This window comes from Klebsiella sp. C239, from assembly GCF_048822715.1.
In the GTDB taxonomy this organism is placed as follows: domain Bacteria; phylum Pseudomonadota; class Gammaproteobacteria; order Enterobacterales; family Enterobacteriaceae; genus Klebsiella; species Klebsiella quasipneumoniae.
The window spans coordinates 622942-638973 of the sequence record NZ_JBMEZK010000001.1 but is presented as its reverse complement, the minus strand read 5'-3'; the positions used below and the strand labels follow the sequence as shown (position 1 = coordinate 638973).

Here is a 16032-nt window from a genome sequence, read left to right as displayed (position 1 = left end):
GGACTCAACTCACGCGCGTAAAGACAGACGCAAACGTTTTCGTTTATAATCGACCGCATCTTTTTTTACTGCGGAAGAGAGTTATGACTGTATTAGGCACCGCGCTGCGCCCGGCAGCCACCAAAGTTATGCTGTTAGGCTCCGGCGAGCTGGGTAAAGAAGTCGCCATTGAATGTCAGCGTCTGGGCATTGAAACTATCGCCGTCGACCGCTACCCCGATGCCCCGGCGATGCAGGTCGCCCACCGCGCCCACGTCATCAATATGCTGCACGGCGAGAGCCTGCGCGCGCTGATCGAACAGGAAAAACCTGATTACATCGTGCCGGAGATCGAAGCTATCGCCACCGATACCCTGGTCGAACTGGAGCAGGCCGGGCAGAAAGTGGTCCCCACGGCGCGGGCAGCGAAGCTCACCATGAACCGCGAAGGCATTCGCCGTCTGGCGGCAGAAGAGCTGCAGCTCCCCACCTCCAGCTACCGTTTCGCCGACAGTGAAGACGCCTTCCGCGCGGCGGTCGCGGAGATCGGCTTGCCGTGCATCGTCAAACCGGTGATGAGCTCTTCCGGTAAAGGCCAGAGCTTTATCCGCTCGGCTGACCAGCTCAGCGAAGCCTGGCGCTACGCCCAGCAGGGCGGCCGCGCCGGCGCCGGGCGGGTGATCGTCGAAGGGGTGGTGAATTTCGACTTTGAAATCACCCTGCTCACCGTCAGCGCCGTCGATGGCGTGCATTTCTGCGCCCCGGTCGGCCATCGTCAGGAAGATGGCGATTATCGTGAATCCTGGCAGCCGCAGCAGATGAGCGACCTGGCCCTTGAACGCGCTCAGGATATCGCCCGCAAGGTAGTGCTGGCGCTGGGGGGGCATGGCCTGTTCGGCGTGGAGCTGTTCGTTTGCGGCGACGAGGTGATCTTCAGCGAAGTCTCCCCGCGCCCGCACGACACCGGTATGGTGACGCTTATTTCGCAGGATCTCTCGGAATTCGCCCTGCACGTTCGCGCCTTTCTTGGGCTGCCCGTCGGCGCCATCCGCCAGTATGGCCCAGCCGCTTCCGCGGTGATCCTTCCGCAGCTAACCAGCCAGAACGTCAGCTTCGGCCAGCTGCAGTCGGCCGTCGGAGCTGGCCTGCAGCTGCGTCTGTTCGGCAAGCCGGAGATTGACGGCACCCGTCGTCTGGGAGTGACCCTCGCCGTCGCCGATTCAGTGGAAGAGGCCGTGGCGCGGGCTAAAACCGCCGCCGCGGCGGTTATCGTCGAAGGGTAAAAACAAAAAAACCGGTCGCGTTGCCGCTGACCGGGTTGTTGACCTTGAGGCGCGGTTTACTTCGCGCCTTCCACCGCTTCACGCGCCAGGGTGGTGATGCGATCGTAGTCGCCAGCTTCCAGGGCGTCGGCCGGCACCAGCCAGGAACCACCGATGCACAGCACGCTGTTCAGCGCCAGGTAATCACGATAGTTGGCCGGGGAGATACCGCCGGTCGGGCAGAAACGAATGTGACCGAACGGACCAGCAATCGCCTGCAGCGCTTTCACGCCGCCGTTGGCTTCCGCCGGGAAGAATTTAAACTCTTTCAGACCGTACTGCATGCCCAGCATCAGCTCGGAGACGGTGCTGATCCCCGGGATCAGCGGAATAGTGCCGTCTTCGGTCGCCGCTTTCAGCAGAGATTCGGTCAGCCCCGGGCTGATAGCGAACTGCGCGCCGGCTTCTGTTACCGCTTTCAGCTGCTCGACGTTGGTAACCGTGCCCGCGCCGACAATCGCGTCCGGCACTTCTTTAGCAATCGCGCGGATCGCCTCCAGGGCGCACTCGGTGCGCAGAGTCACTTCCAGGACGCGCACGCCGCCCGCGACCAGCGCTTTCGCCATCGGTACCGCGTGTTCCAGCTTTTTCACTACGATAACCGGGACAACCGGACCGGAGGTGAGGATTGCTTCTGCTGTTGTTTTCCAGTTTTTCATCAGGATTTTCTCTCGCCAGATCTAGAAATTAAATCGTCTTAAAAAGTGATGCAGGTTGCGCCCTGCTCCGCGCCAGAGAGCTTCTCACGCAGCGCCCCAAACATCTCCCGACCGGTTCCTACGCGCGACGCGCTGAGGTCAGGGATATGCGGCTGACGCGCCGCCAGTTCGGCATCGTCCACCAGCAGCGTCAGTTCCCCCGTCTGCCCGTTCACGCGAATAAGATCGCCATCGCGCACTTTCGCCAGCAACCCACCATCATAGGCTTCAGGCGTGACGTGGATGGCTGACGGGACTTTACCGGAGGCGCCAGAGAGTCGGCCATCGGTCACCAGCGCTATTTTGAAACGGCGGTCCAATAATACACCAAGTGGCGGCATAAGTTTATGTAATTCTGGCATCCCGTTCGCTTTTGGCCCCTGATGACGGACCACCACCACGCAGTCTTTGTCCAGCAGACCCGCTTCAAAGGCCGGCAACACGTCGTGCTGGCTCTCGAACACCACCGCCGGCGCTTCGATCACCTGGTTCTCTACCGGGACTGCCGAGGTTTTCATGACCGCACGGCCGAGGTTACCGCTCAGCACCTTGGTGCCGCCGTGACGGGAGAACGGTTTCTCGAAAGTCGCGATGACCTGATCGTCAAGCGGCGCCGTCGCGCCTTCCCGCCAGTCCAGCTCGCCGTTGTTGAGCCACGGCTCGAGGGTGTAGCGCGACAGGCCGAAGCCGGCGACGGTGTGAACGTCCTCATGCAGCAGGCCGCCTTTCAGCAGCTCGCGCACCAGAACCGGAACGCCGCCCGCCGCCTGGAAATGGTTGATATCCGCCGGGCCGTTGGGGTAGAGGCGCGCCAGCAGCGGCACCACGTCTGACAGGTCGGAGAAATCATCCCAGTTAATGATGATGCCCGCCGCGCGGGCCATCGCCACCAGGTGCATGGTGTGGTTGGTGGAACCGCCGGTCGCCAGCAGCGCCACAATGCCGTTAACCACCACTTTTTCGTCAAACATTTTGCCCAACGGCATCCACTCGTTGCCATTGCCGGTCATGCGGGTGACCTGGCGCGCGGCGGCGGCGGTCAGCGCTTCCCGCAGCGGGGCATCCGGATGGACGAAGGACGATCCCGGCAGCTGCATGCCCATAAACTCCACCACCATCTGGTTGGTGTTTGCCGTACCGTAGAACGTACAGGTCCCCGGAGCATGGTAAGAAGCGGCTTCGGACTCCAGCAGCGCCATGCGGTCAACTTTGCCCTCTGCGTACAGCTGGCGAATGCGAACCTTCTCTTTATTAGGCAGGCCGCTGGCCATCGGACCGGAGGGAATAAAGACCGACGGCAGGTGGCCGAATGAGAGCGCCGCCATGGTCAGTCCGGGCACAATTTTATCGCACACGCCGAGATACAGCGCGCCATCGAACATGTTATGCGACAGGCCGATGGCCGCGGACATGGCGATCACTTCGCGACTCAGGAGAGAGAGCTCCATGCCGTCCTGTCCCTGGGTCACGCCGTCGCACATCGCCGGCACGCCGCCGGCCACCTGGCCGACCGCATTGGCGCTGTGCAGCGCTTTGCGAATGATATCCGGGTAGTGTTCGTAGGGCTGATGGGCGGACAACATATCGTTATAGGAGGTGATGATGGCGATGTTGTTGCGCAACATGCTTTTCAGGGAGGCTTTGTCGTCGGCCTGACAGGCCGCGAAACCGTGAGCCAGATTGCCGCAGGCCAGTTGCGCACGATGCACGGTGTCGGTTTTGGCCTGGTTAATCCTTGCGAGGTAAGCCGCGCGGGTATCACGCGACCGTTCGATAATGCGATTTGTTACCCGTAACATTGTCGAATTCATAAAGGCTCCTCAAAATTTTATCTGTCCGGCCGCTGCGAGATGACGTGTTTTGGTGCCCGAAGCCACCAACACCAGCGCTCAGGGGCAAAATGTCTGTAGGCAGTGTAATAAAAAAAGCCCCGTGGGTGAATCCTCACGGGGCTTAAAAGATTAAAAAGCGTGCGACTTTCTGCGTCAGATCATGTTACCGGTAAAATAACCCTGACGGATAAGACCGCGAGCTTACTCGAACTCGTTCCACGAGCGGCCATCGCGGGTGATCATGGCCACCGAGGCCACGGGTCCCCAGGTCCCGGCCTGATACGGTTTCGGCGCATCGCGGTCGGCTGCCCAGGCTTCTGTGATGGAGTCCACCCACTTCCACGCCTCTTCCACTTCATCACGGCGGACGAACAGCGCCTGGATACCGCGCATGGTCTCCAGCAGCAGACGTTCATAGGCATCGGCCAGATGCGTCTGGTTGAAGGTTTCGGAGTAGCTCAGATCCAGCTTGGTGATCTGCAGGTTATGCTTGTGGTCGAGGCCCGGCACTTTGTTCAGGACCTGGATATCCACCCCTTCGTCCGGCTGCAGACGAATAGTCAGCTTGTTCTGCGGCAGCTCCTGCCAGGTCTCTTTAAACAGGTTCAGCTCCGGCGTTTTGAAATAAACCACCACTTCGGAACATTTGGTCGGCAGACGTTTGCCGGTGCGCAGATAGAACGGTACGCCAGCCCAGCGCCAGTTATCGATATCAACGCGGATCGCCACGAAGGTTTCGGTGTTGCTGGTTTTGTTCGCCCCCTCTTCTTCGAGGTAGCCTGGCACTTTTTTGCCCTGGGCAAAGCCGGCGGTGTACTGGCCGCGAACGGTTTTCTCGCGCACGTTGGAGCGGTCAATACGGCGCAGGGATTTCAGCACTTTAACCTTTTCATCACGGATGCTGTCGGCGCTGAGATCGGACGGCGGCGACATGGCAATCATGCACAGGATCTGCAGCAGGTGGTTCTGGATCATGTCGCGCATCTGTCCGGCCTGGTCGAAGTACCCCCAGCGCCCTTCAATGCCTACCTCTTCCGCGACGGTGATTTCCACATGATCGATGGTACGGCAGTCCCAGTTATTGACGAACAGGGAGTTGGCAAAGCGCAGCGCCAGCAGGTTGAGCACCGTCTCTTTTCCGAGGTAGTGGTCGATACGGTAGACCTGGCACTCTTCAAAAAACTCGCCGACCTGATCGTTGATTTCCCGCGAGGTTTCCAGCGAGGTGCCCAGCGGTTTTTCCATGACCACGCGCGCAGGCTTGGCATTGAGCTTCGCTTCGCCCAGACCTTTACAGATGGCGCCAAAGGTGCTCGGCGGCATGGCGAAATAGTTGATGGTGACGCGATTCTTTTGGTCCAGCATGTCGCCCAGGCGGGTGAAGCCGCTGGTGTCATTGACGTCAAGATTACAGAACTCCAGGCGTCCGCTCAGGGAATCCCACAAACCTTCATCAATTTTTTCCTTCATGAAGGTTTCCAGCGCTTCGCGCACCACTTTGGTGTAAGCCGCTTTATCCCAGTCGGCACGGCCGACGCCAATGATCCGGGTGTCGGCGTGGATCTGGCCCGCCTTTTCAAGCTGATACAGGGAAGGCAACAATTTACGCCGCGCCAGGTCGCCCTTCGCGCCGAAAATGACCAGGTCGCATGCCTGGGCCGTTTGCGTTACCGCCATGTCATTCTCCTCAGTTGATAGTCTGGTGCTTTTGCCAGGCTATATTTGTAATTTTCTTACACTGCACTGTACTGTGTTTACGTATTTCCCGAAAGCCTTCCCCTCCGTTTGCGGCGGGAAAACCGCACAGGGTGAAAACATTCGGCGATGATTTGGGCATCTGGCTGATATTGTTCGTTGTTTGTACCTGTTTCAGGTCAGTAAAATACGACTCTGATCATGTAATGAAAAAAAACAACATTTTTTCCCGTCATTCCTCACCGCTTGCGCTTGCGGAGGGGTATATTCTTGCTAAAACGCCCGATGATTTCACCCATTAATGAAATCGTTTCCATTGATGAGCGCCCTGTTACTAATGAACATGCTGGAAAAAATCCAGTCCCGACTGGAACACCTTAGCAAATCTGAACGCAAAGTGGCGGAAGTGATCCTTGCTACCCCCGCGCAGGCCATTCATTCGAGCATCGCCGCCCTCGCCCTTGAGGCCGGGGTGAGCGAACCGACCGTCAATCGCTTTTGCCGCAGTCTCGAAACCCGTGGCTTTCCTGATTTCAAACTGCATCTCGCCCAGAGCCTTGCGCACGGCACACTCTATGTTAACCGCAATGTTGATGAAGACGACAGCGTTGAGTCATACACGGGAAAAATATTTGAATCGGCCATGGCGAGTTTAGATCAGGTCCATCATTCTCTCGACATGTCGGCAGTGAATCGCGCGGTGGATCTCCTGACTCAGGCCAAAAAAATCGCCTTTTTCGGCCTGGGCTCTTCGGCGGCGGTCGCTCATGACGCGATGAACAAATTTTTCCGCTTTAACGTGCCGGTCATCTATTCCGACGACATTGTCCTGCAACGCATGAGCTGTATGAATTGCGATGACGATGATGTGGTGGTGATTATCTCGCATACCGGAAGGACCAAGAGCCTGGTGGAGCTGGCGCAGCTGGCACGTGAAAACGATGCCATGGTGATCGCCCTCACCTCCCCCGGCTCGCCGCTGGCCCGGGAAGCCACGCTGGCCATTACCCTGGATGTGCCGGAAGATACCGACATCTATATGCCAATGGTCTCGCGTCTGGCCCAGTTGACCGTCATTGACGTGCTGGCGACTGGCTTTACCCTGCGCCGGGGAGCAAAATTCAGAGATAACTTGAAGAGGGTCAAGGAAGCGCTGAAGGAATCGCGTTTTGATAAAGAACCGTTCGTACCCAGTGATAATCAATAAAAGTTGATAACAAGCAGTACCCCATTACACCTTCGATAACGATCCGGCTGTGCGACGTTGCAGGCTGGCGCTACCGAATCCATGTTCACGCAACACCAAAGTTGTATCAGTCAACGGAGTATTACATGTCCAGAAGGCTTCGCAGAACCAAAATCGTTACTACCTTAGGCCCGGCAACTGACCGCGATAACAACCTGGAAAAAGTTATCGCCGCGGGCGCAAACGTAGTGCGTATGAACTTCTCTCACGGCACCCCGGAAGATCATCAGCTCCGTGCCGATAAAGTGCGTGAGATTGCGGCAAAACTGGGCCGTCACGTAGCCATCCTTGGCGACCTCCAGGGACCAAAAATTCGCGTATCGACCTTTAAAGAAGGCAAAATTTTCCTCAACGTCGGCGACAAATTCCTGCTCGACGCCAACCTCGGCAAGGGCGAAGGCGACAAAGAGAAAGTCGGAATCGACTATAAAGGCCTGCCGGCGGACGTCGTGCCTGGCGATATCCTGCTGCTCGACGATGGTCGCGTGCAGCTGAAAGTCCTCGAAGTTCAGGGGATGAAAGTGTTCACCGAAGTGACCGTCGGCGGCCCGTTGTCCAACAACAAAGGGATTAACAAGCTGGGCGGCGGCCTGTCTGCCGAAGCGCTGACTGACAAAGACAAGGCCGATATCGTCACCGCCGCTAAAATTGGCGTCGACTATCTCGCCGTCTCCTTCCCGCGCTGCGGCGAAGACCTGAACTACGCCCGTCGCCTGGCGCGCGATGCCGGTTGCGATGCGAAAATCGTCGCCAAAGTCGAGCGTGCGGAAGCCGTCTGCGACCAGGACGCCATGGACGACGTGATCCTTGCCTCCGATGTGGTGATGGTTGCCCGCGGTGACCTCGGGGTCGAAATCGGCGATCCGGAGCTGGTGGGCATCCAGAAAGCGCTGATTCGTCGTGCGCGTCAGCTGAACCGTTCCGTCATCACCGCCACCCAGATGATGGAGTCGATGATCACCAACCCGATGCCGACCCGTGCGGAAGTCATGGACGTGGCCAACGCCGTGCTGGATGGTACCGATGCGGTGATGCTCTCCGCGGAAACCGCTGCCGGTCAGTACCCGTCGGAAACCGTGGCCGCGATGGCGCGCGTCTGTCTGGGCGCCGAAAAAATCCCGAGCCTCAACGTCTCCAAACACCGTCTGGACGTCCAGTTCGACAACGTGGAAGAAGCGATTGCCATGTCGGCGATGTATGCCGCCAACCATCTGAAAGGCATCACGGCCATCATCACTATGACCGAATCGGGCCGCACCGCGCTGATGACCTCGCGCATCAGCTCCGGTCTGCCGATTTTCGCCCTGTCCCGCCACGAGCGCACCCTGAACCTGACCGCTCTCTACCGCGGGGTGACGCCGGTGTTCTTCGACAGCCAGAATGACGGGGTGGCCGCTGCGCACGATGCCGTCAATCTGCTGCGGGACAAAGGCTACCTGGTCTCCGGCGATCTGGTGGTCGTTACCCAGGGTGACGTGATGAGCACCATCGGCAGCACCAACACCACGCGTATCCTCACCGTCGAGTAAGCCTCGGTCTCTACCTGCCAGCGCTACGGCTGGCAGGTATTTTTTTGCCCAACGCCCGGCAGGCTACACCATCCAGCTCAGCAATAGCGTCGCAGCGATCACCGTTGACGCCCCACCGATACGCGTCGCAATCTGTGCAAACGGCATCAATCCCATGCGGTTTGAGGCCGAGAGAATGGCGACATCCCCCGTTCCGCCCAGCCCGCTGTGGCAGCTGGTAACGATGGCGGCTTCCACAGGATACATATTAAGACGTGAAGCGATAAAGAACCCGCTCAGCGCCATAGCAATGACAATGGAGCCGCACACCACGACGTAGCCAACGGAGAAGACCGAGACCACGCTCTCCAGCGGTACATACAGCATGCCCAGGCCGATCATCAGCGGCCACACCAGCGCGGCGGAGACGAACTTGTAGCAACTGTGCGCCCCCAGCTCCATCGCCACCGGGATAACTTTTGTATATTTGCAGAATACCGCCGCCAGAATCATCAGAACCGGCCCCGGAATATGCACCACCTTCTCCAGCAGACCGCCGATGATGAAAAAGGCGCAAATCATCAGCAACCCGGCGCCCATGAGCTGAAAATCGGTGGGCTGCGTACTCTGATTCTGCGCAAAGACGCTATTATCTTCATGGCTGCGGATCAGCATCCCGTTGCCGGACAGCGCCGGGCGACGGGCGCCCATGCGGGCCAGAAAGCCGGCGCAGATAATGGCGAAGATGTTACCCACCACCGCCGCCGGCGCCAGTTGGGCCACGTAGACATCTGGCGCCTGTCCGAGGATCGCCGAATAAGCCAGCGACAACGGCAGGATCCCTTCGCCGATGCCGCCGCCGATAATCGGCACAATGATAAAGAAGAAGGTGTGATACATACTGTAGCCGAATAAGCTGCCCACCAGCAGGCCGGTTACGATTGCCGCGCCGGTTCCGACCACCAACGGGACAAACATGCGCACCATCCCCTGGATCAGTATCGTGCGGTTCATGCCAAGGATACTGCCGACCACCAGGCAGGCGATGACGAAATAGAGGAGATTGGCCTCCTTCATCAGCAAATGCACGGTATCGAGCGTATGCGCTTCAAATACGCCAAAGTAGACCAGCACTGAGGGCGTCATCAGACACAAAATCGCCGGACCGCCAATATCTTTTAACACCGGCACCATGCGGCCAATTTTCGCCAGTGCGAACCCGAGGGTCATGATGACCGCCAGTCCGCCAATCATGTTTTTTGGCAACAACCCCGCGCCAGCGGAGAGCGCCACTATCGTGGCAATACCTATAAACAGCGTTAACGGCACGGCGCCGACTTCGATATTGGCGAAAAGTCGAGTCGCTTGCCCGTTCGGCAACGTTTTATCTATCGGGTGGTTGAGTGAATTATTTTTCATATTTTTACCTGAATAATAAGGAGGTCACGTAGGGTCAGGATGCAATATTAAAATCGCGCAGCACTATGAACTAAAAAGCACTAAACGCCGTATCAACTAAATACACTGAAACGGTAGCACAGGACTTTAAAACTAAAAACGACAACCGTATTAACGCTGCCGGCTTTGTGACTGAGCCATAAAGTTTATTTTAAGTAATTTAATTTATTATCGCGAAGCTAAAGTTATCGCCAGCTAAAATAATGAACTCTGTTAATACAACGCTATGATTTAATAATCTTTTCTCTATTTGTAAGTAAAGTAGCCAAGGCGAAATTATTTAAAGCCAGATGACTGTGATGGCTATCACCTTTTAAATATTAGGGGATCGTTAGATTGGCAGCACAACAACCCGATAATATATGTCAGGACATTTTATGCCTTCACTGCTCTTGCAATCTCTTTTCCCGTTGGTATTTATCATGCTGCTCGGATGGCTTAGCGGTAAACTCGGCTATACCCGCCGTGAGGACGCCTCCGTTCTTGCCACGGTGGTTATCCGCTTTGCCCTTCCTTTTCATCTTTTTATCGGCGCATTACATACCAGCCCGGATAAAATAAAAAACTTCACCTTTATGGCGGTGCTGGTTATTGGTCTGATGGGGTCGTATTTTCTTACGCTACTGATCTCGCGCTACGTTTTTCGTCATGATATTAAAACCAGCGCGATTCAGTCGCTGGTTTGCGCCTTCCCCGATATGGCCTACTTTGGCGCCCCCGTGCTGGCGGTGCTGATAGGTCCGGAGGGCTTTCTCGGGGTGCTTATCGGAAACCTGGTGACCAGCGTGTTGATGATCCCTCTGACCATCATCCTGATCCGCATGGGAGACCAGCCCGGAGACGCTGAGGCTCCCCAGCTCCACGCCAAGCAGTTGATCCTGCAAAACCTACTTAACGCCGTGCGAAATCCCATTGTCTGGATCCCCATTTCCGGGGTGCTGCTCAGCCTGGCCGGGATCCAGCTGCCGCCTCTGCTCAGCGTGCCCGTCGAAATGGTGGGTAAAATCGCCGGCGGTCTGTCACTGTTCGCCCTTGGGCTGCTGTTTTACGGTGAACGTCCGACGGTCAATATTCAAACCTGCACCAACATTAGTATTAAAAACCTGATCCAGCCGGCCATGATGGCGCTGGCCGGGCTGGCCTTTGGGCTCAGTCATACCCTGATGCAACAGGTTATTATCATTGGTGCGACGCCTTCCGCTATCGCGGCGGGGATGTTTGCCCTGCGCAGCGATACCTATATTGAACCCGCCTCATCTTCTATTTTGCTGGGCACCGCCATCGGCGTGGTCACCGAAGGCGTCATGATTTATCTCATTTCGTAATCACAGAAATAAAACACCAAGACATCAGGCAATGTTTTAATTTGATATTCAGGAGTCATGTAATGTTAGCCACAGAAACCTTATACACCCCCTATAACGGTGCTGTCCTGCTGGAAAACCCGTTATTAAATAAAGGCCTCGCGTTTACGGAAAGCGAACGCACAGCGTTTAATCTTCAGGGACTGTTACCGCACAATGTGGAAACCATTGAGGAACAAACAGAGCGCGCATGGGGTCAGTTTTGTCAGTTCAAAAAAAGCATTTCGCGCCATATTTATCTCAGAAATATTCAGGACACAAACGAGACGTTATTCTATAACCTGCTGCGCAGCCATATGAAAGAGACGCTGCCCATTATTTATACCCCGACGGTGGGTGAAGCGTGCGAACACTTTTCAGAAATATATCGCCGGGGACGCGGCCTGTTCATCTCCTGGCCCAACCGTCACCATATTGACGAGATGCTGCAGGGGTTTTCCCGCAACGATATCAAAGTCATCGTGGTAACCGATGGCGAGCGTATTCTGGGGCTGGGCGACCAGGGGATCGGCGGTATGGGGATCCCCATTGGCAAACTCTCGTTATATACCGCCTGCGGGGGCATTCACCCGGCATCAACGCTGCCCATTATGTTAGATGTCGGGACCAACAATCCGCAGCATCTGGAGGATCCGCTGTATATGGGCTGGCGACATCCGCGCATCAGCGATGAGCAGTACCTGGAGTTTATGGACATGTTTGTCCATGCCATTCAGCAGCGCTGGCCGAATGTCTTGCTCCAGTTTGAAGATTTTGCCCAAAAGAATGCCACGCGACTGCTCAACCGCTATCGACACCAGCTGTGCTGTTTTAACGATGATATTCAGGGAACCGCCGCCGTGACCTCGGGAACCCTGATCGCTGCCGCCGCAGCCGCCGGGACGTCGCTCCGCGACCAGCGGGTGGTTTTCCTGGGCGGCGGTTCGGCCGGATGCGGCATTGCGGAAAAAATCATTGCGCTGATGGTGGATGATGGGCTCTCAGAAACGGAAGCACGTCGCCGCATCTTTATGGTTGACCGCTTTGGTCTGCTGACTGATGAGATGCCTAATCTGCTCAATTTTCAGCGCGAGCTGGTCACCCCCCGAGCCAATATCGCCCACTGGGATACCGAGGCGGCCCAGCTGTCGCTGATGGATGTCGTACGCAACGTCCACCCTACCGTGCTGATCGGCGTGTCAGGCCAGCCGGGGCTGTTTAGCGAAGAGATAGTGAAAGAGATGCATCGGCACTGCCCGCGTCCGATTATTATGCCGCTCTCTAACCCCACCTCCCGAGCCGAGGCCCAGCCGAAGGATCTGCTGGAGTGGACCCGGGGTAGCGCGCTCATCGCCACCGGCAGCCCTTTCGACCCTGTCTTCTATGACGGCAAAACCTACGACATTGCCCAGTGCAACAACGCCTATATTTTCCCCGGTCTGGGGCTGGGGATCCTTGCCAGTAAAGCCGAGCGCGTCACCGAAGCAATGCTTATCACCTGCAGTAAAACGCTGGCCGCCCACTCGCCTCTGGCGACCCGCGAAACCGGCGGTTTACTGCCGCCGGTGGAAGAGATCGAGATGATCTCACGGGCTATTGCCGCAGAGGTCGCCCGCGCGGCTCAACTCGACGGCGTAGCGCCGCAGATTGACGAGGCGCAGCTGGCGGCGAATATCGATAAAACCTTTTGGCGAGCGCGCTACACCGCGTATAAACGTTCGTCATTGTGATCGCTCATCTCGCGGGAAGCCGGCTGGCTTCCCGCCACTCGGGGGAACCACCCATGTTCAATGTGCTGATTGTCGATGATGATCCTATGGTGGCCGAACTGAACCGGTTGTTTATCAGCCAGGTAGCTGATTTTCACTGCTGCGGAGTCGCGGCGACGATCGCCGATGCTAACGCGATGCTGAGCCATCTGGCGCCGATCGATCTGCTGCTGCTGGATGTCTATATGCAACAGGAGAGCGGCCTGGACCTGCTGCCGGCGCTTCGCGCTGATGGGCGGAATATTGATGTCATCATGATGACGTCCGCCGCCGATGCGCTCACCGTGCAGACGGCGCTGCGCTATGGCGTGGTTGATTACCTGATTAAACCGTTTCAGTTTCCGCGCTTTGAGGAAGCCCTGCGAACCTGGCGCAATAAACGCGATGCGAAGCAAGCGAAATCCTGCTACGCCCAGGCGGATATCGACACCCTGCTACGCCGCGGGGTTCAACAACAGGACGGCCCACGCCGCTTGCCGAAAGGGCTGACGCCGCAAACGCTTCGCCTGGTGTGCCGGTGGATAATCGCTCATCAGGCGCGAGATTTTTCAACCAATGAGCTGGCGGCGGCACTGCAGATCTCCAGAGTTTCATGCCGCAAATACCTGATTTGGCTGGAGCAGATCAACGTGCTCTTCACCAGCAATCACTACGGTATCACCGGCCGACCGGAGTATCGTTACCGGCTTGCGACTGAGAACATGATGTTGTTGACGCAATATAGCCAGTGAGCCGGGAATGCCCACTGGCGCGCCTGCAGACTACTTCTTAGGGTACAGCTCTTTGCGTTTGTAGGGCTCGATTTCACCCGGCTTGCGCGTCTTCAGCAACTTCAGGATCCAGGTGTACTGCTCGGTGTGCGGCGTAACAAACACCTCCACCTCTTCGTTCATCCGCCGGGCGATCGTTGTATCGTCAGCGTCCAGCAGATCGTCCATCGGCGGGCGCACCAGCACCGTCAGGCGATGCGTTTTGCCATCGTAGACCGGGAACAGCGGAACGACGCGGGCGCGGCATACCTTCATTAAACGGCCAATCGCCGGCAGCGTGGCCTTATAGGTCGCGAAGAAATCCACAAACTCGCTGTGCTCGGCGCCGTGATCCTGATCGGGGAGATAGTAGCCCCAGTAACCCTGGCGCACCGACTGAATAAACGGTTTGATCCCGTCGTTGCGCGCGTGCATCCTTCCGCCAAAACGACGACGTACGGTATTCCACACGTAATCGAAGACCGGGTTACCCTGGTTGTGGAACATCGCCGCCATCTTCTGCCCGCCGGAGGCCATCAGCATCGCCGGGATATCCACGCCCCATGCGTGCGGGACGAGGAAAATCACCTTTTCATTATTGCGCTGCAACTCGTCGATGATCGCTTTACCCTGCCAGTCGACGCGGGCGAGAATTTTCTGCGGATCGCACAGGCCCAGCTCGGCCATCATCACCATCGCCTGCGGCGCCGAGGCGTACATGGCGTCGATGATCGCTTCCCGCTCATGCTCGCTTTTTTCCGGGAAGCAATACAGCAAATTAATCTGCGCCCGGCGGCGCGAGCTTTTCGCCAGACGCCCGACCAGACGACCGAGTTTGCCGAGAAGCGGATCGCGAAAGGAAGGCGGCGTCAGCGCAATACCGGCGAAGGCAAAGACCCCCAGCCAGGCGCCCCAGTAGCGCGGCAGTAAAAAAGATTTTTCAAACTTAGGGATAAACTCAATATTATTTTTTTTCGTTTCCATGCCCAATCCGCAGATCGACTGCTTAATCAAGATAATGGGATAGTGTAGCGAGACGTTGGGTATCCTACAAAATAAAAAGCCGGCGCCCTGGGGCACCGGCTTTCCACTGACCGGTGGTTAGTCAAACCGCAGCTGCGGAACGACCTCTTTGACCTGCGCCAGATAATCGGTACGGTCGGAACCGCTCAGCCCTTCAGTACGCGGCAGTTTCGCCGTCAGCGGGTTGACCGCCTGCTGGTTGATCCACACTTCGTAGTGCAGGTGCGGCCCGGTTGAGCGTCCGGTATTCCCCGACAGCGCAATACGATCCCCGCGCTTCACTTTCTGCCCCGGCTTCACCAGCAGCTTACGCAGGTGCATGTAGCGAGTGGTATAGGTACGGCCGTGGCGGATGGCCACGTAATACCCGGCGGCGCCGCTACGCTTGGCCACCACCACTTCGCCATCACCCACCGCCAGCACCGGCGTCCCCTGCGGCATCGCGAAATCGACGCCACGGTGCGGCGCGACGCGCCCGGTGACCGGGTTCAGACGACGCGGGTTAAAGTTAGAGGAGACGCGGAACTGACGCGCCGTCGGGAAACGCATAAAGCCTTTCGCCAGCCCCGTCCCGTTGCGGTCGTAGAATTTTCCGTCTTCGGCACGGATGGCAAAGTAGTCCTTCCCGTCAGAACGCAGACGCACGCCAAGCAGCTGGCTTTGCTCGCGTTTGCCGTCAAGCATTTCGCGCGACATCAATACCGAGAACTCATCGCCTTTCTTCAGCTTACGGAAATCCATCTGCCACTGCATGGCCTTGATCACCGCGCTGATTTCCGTGCTGGTCAGCCCGGCATCGCGCGCGCTGGAGACAAAGCTGGCGCCGACGGTGCCTTTCAGCACGCTGTTGACCCAGTCGCCTTTCTGCAGCTCGCTGCTCATTTTAAAGCCGTTAGCCACGCGGGTGTAGGTGCGGGTTTCGCGGCGGGACATCTCCCAGGTCAGACTCTGCAGATCGCCGTCGGCGGTCAGGGTCCAGGAGAGCTGCTGGCCAATCTTCAGATTACGCAACTCTTTATCGGCGGAGGAGAGCTGGGCGATATCACCCATATCGATACCGTACTGGTTCAGGATGCTGCTGAGGGTATCGCCGGTCGACACCACGTATTCGTGCCCGCCGGCATCGCTATCGGCTTTTTCGTCGAGTTCATCCTGAGGAATGGCTTCTTCTTCCTGCGGGGCCTGGTCGATCGGCTCGGAGGCTTCCGGCAGCAGGGAGCGGATCTCGCTTTTTTCCAGTTCAATGGTTCTGACGATGGGGGCGGATTCCGGGTGGTAAATGTAGGGTCGCCAGACGGCGACCGCTAAGGTAAGAACGCTAAGCGACCCCAGCATGACGCGATGAGGTCGTGGCAGATTGTTAAATGCCTGAGTGACAGCGCGGGCTATCTGTTGCACGTATTCACTTCC

General features: G+C 57.4%; 13 protein-coding genes. 6 read left to right on the top strand and 7 right to left on the bottom strand.

Features of this window, described 5'->3' with window-relative positions:
* Positions 1-83: 83 nt before the first annotated feature.
* On the top strand, positions 84-1262 hold the full coding sequence (gene purT, locus ACOI6Z_RS02965; protein WP_032453377.1) for a formate-dependent phosphoribosylglycinamide formyltransferase: 1179 nt from the start codon (positions 84-86) through the stop codon (positions 1260-1262).
* A 56-nt stretch (positions 1263-1318) separates the two neighbouring features.
* Here purT and ACOI6Z_RS02960 read toward each other — a convergent pair whose 3' ends face one another.
* From ACOI6Z_RS02960 to ACOI6Z_RS02945, 4 genes are all read right to left on the bottom strand, one after another.
* A complete protein-coding gene (locus tag ACOI6Z_RS02960; protein WP_002911423.1) occupies positions 1319-1960 on the bottom strand; it encodes a bifunctional 4-hydroxy-2-oxoglutarate aldolase/2-dehydro-3-deoxy-phosphogluconate aldolase in 642 nt (213 codons plus the stop codon).
* A gap of 38 nt (positions 1961-1998) precedes the next feature.
* Positions 1999-3810, bottom strand: a complete 1812-nt coding sequence (gene edd / locus ACOI6Z_RS02955; RefSeq protein WP_023290242.1) for a phosphogluconate dehydratase — start codon at positions 3808-3810, stop codon at positions 1999-2001.
* Positions 3811-4032: 222 nt separating this feature from the next.
* Positions 4033-5508: a glucose-6-phosphate dehydrogenase gene (zwf, locus tag ACOI6Z_RS02950; RefSeq protein ID WP_004203394.1), complete on the bottom strand. Its 1476-nt coding sequence runs from the start codon at positions 5506-5508 to the stop codon at positions 4033-4035.
* A 10-nt stretch (positions 5509-5518) separates the two neighbouring features.
* Entirely contained in the window at positions 5519-5668 is a 150-nt protein-coding gene (locus ACOI6Z_RS02945; protein ID WP_032453387.1) for a hypothetical protein, read from the bottom strand.
* A 159-nt stretch (positions 5669-5827) separates the two neighbouring features.
* Between ACOI6Z_RS02945 and ACOI6Z_RS02940 the strand changes: the two genes are divergently transcribed.
* On the top strand, positions 5828-6733 hold the full coding sequence (locus ACOI6Z_RS02940) for a MurR/RpiR family transcriptional regulator (protein ID WP_072096624.1): 906 nt from the start codon (positions 5828-5830) through the stop codon (positions 6731-6733).
* A 125-nt stretch (positions 6734-6858) separates the two neighbouring features.
* Positions 6859-8301, top strand: a complete 1443-nt coding sequence (gene pyk / locus ACOI6Z_RS02935) for a pyruvate kinase (RefSeq protein ID WP_002911440.1) — start codon at positions 6859-6861, stop codon at positions 8299-8301.
* 63 nt (positions 8302-8364) lie between these two features.
* Here the strand turns inward: pyk and ACOI6Z_RS02930 are convergent, their stop codons facing one another.
* Positions 8365-9699 carry a 2-hydroxycarboxylate transporter family protein gene (locus ACOI6Z_RS02930; protein WP_348852801.1) on the bottom strand — a complete coding sequence of 445 codons (1335 nt, stop codon included), beginning with the start codon at positions 9697-9699 and terminating at the stop codon, positions 8365-8367.
* 416 nt (positions 9700-10115) lie between these two features.
* Here ACOI6Z_RS02930 and ACOI6Z_RS02925 point away from each other — a divergent pair, with 416 nt between their 5' ends.
* From ACOI6Z_RS02925 to dcuR, 3 genes are all read left to right on the top strand, one after another.
* Positions 10116-11063, top strand: coding sequence for an AEC family transporter (locus ACOI6Z_RS02925; protein WP_044523982.1), 948 nt, complete (start codon positions 10116-10118; stop codon positions 11061-11063).
* 62 nt (positions 11064-11125) lie between these two features.
* Positions 11126-12811 (top strand): NAD-dependent malic enzyme, encoded by a 1686-nt coding sequence (locus tag ACOI6Z_RS02920; protein WP_124073870.1) that lies wholly within the window; start codon positions 11126-11128, stop codon positions 12809-12811.
* A 53-nt stretch (positions 12812-12864) separates the two neighbouring features.
* Positions 12865-13581, top strand: a complete 717-nt coding sequence (gene dcuR, locus ACOI6Z_RS02915) for a two-component system response regulator DcuR (protein WP_165457769.1) — start codon at positions 12865-12867, stop codon at positions 13579-13581.
* Positions 13582-13611: 30 nt separating this feature from the next.
* Here the strand turns inward: dcuR and lpxM are convergent, their stop codons facing one another.
* Both lpxM and mepM read right to left on the bottom strand, forming a co-directional pair.
* Positions 13612-14583, bottom strand: coding sequence for a lauroyl-Kdo(2)-lipid IV(A) myristoyltransferase (lpxM, locus tag ACOI6Z_RS02910; protein WP_420686918.1), 972 nt, complete (start codon positions 14581-14583; stop codon positions 13612-13614).
* Between the two features lie 117 nt (positions 14584-14700).
* Positions 14701-16020, bottom strand: coding sequence for a murein DD-endopeptidase MepM (gene mepM / locus ACOI6Z_RS02905; RefSeq protein ID WP_023290249.1), 1320 nt, complete (start codon positions 16018-16020; stop codon positions 14701-14703).
* Positions 16021-16032 lie beyond the last annotated feature (12 nt).

What these genes read in the sequence shown, in the direction of transcription:
- purT (WP_032453377.1), top strand. Translation starts at nt 84, where the DNA reads ATGACTGTATTAGGCACCGCGCTGCGCCCGGCAGCCACCAAAGTTATG.
- ACOI6Z_RS02960 (WP_002911423.1), bottom strand. Translation starts at nt 1,960, where the DNA reads ATGAAAAACTGGAAAACAACAGCAGAAGCAATCCTCACCTCCGGTCCG.
- edd (WP_023290242.1), bottom strand. Translation starts at nt 3,810, where the DNA reads ATGAATTCGACAATGTTACGGGTAACAAATCGCATTATCGAACGGTCG.
- zwf (WP_004203394.1), bottom strand. Translation starts at nt 5,508, where the DNA reads ATGGCGGTAACGCAAACGGCCCAGGCATGCGACCTGGTCATTTTCGGC.
- ACOI6Z_RS02945 (WP_032453387.1), bottom strand. Translation starts at nt 5,668, where the DNA reads ATGCCCAAATCATCGCCGAATGTTTTCACCCTGTGCGGTTTTCCCGCC.
- ACOI6Z_RS02940 (WP_072096624.1), top strand. Translation starts at nt 5,828, where the DNA reads ATGAAATCGTTTCCATTGATGAGCGCCCTGTTACTAATGAACATGCTG.
- pyk (WP_002911440.1), top strand. Translation starts at nt 6,859, where the DNA reads ATGTCCAGAAGGCTTCGCAGAACCAAAATCGTTACTACCTTAGGCCCG.
- ACOI6Z_RS02930 (WP_348852801.1), bottom strand. Translation starts at nt 9,699, where the DNA reads ATGAAAAATAATTCACTCAACCACCCGATAGATAAAACGTTGCCGAAC.
- ACOI6Z_RS02925 (WP_044523982.1), top strand. Translation starts at nt 10,116, where the DNA reads ATGCCTTCACTGCTCTTGCAATCTCTTTTCCCGTTGGTATTTATCATG.
- ACOI6Z_RS02920 (WP_124073870.1), top strand. Translation starts at nt 11,126, where the DNA reads ATGTTAGCCACAGAAACCTTATACACCCCCTATAACGGTGCTGTCCTG.
- dcuR (WP_165457769.1), top strand. Translation starts at nt 12,865, where the DNA reads ATGTTCAATGTGCTGATTGTCGATGATGATCCTATGGTGGCCGAACTG.
- lpxM (WP_420686918.1), bottom strand. Translation starts at nt 14,583, where the DNA reads ATGGAAACGAAAAAAAATAATATTGAGTTTATCCCTAAGTTTGAAAAA.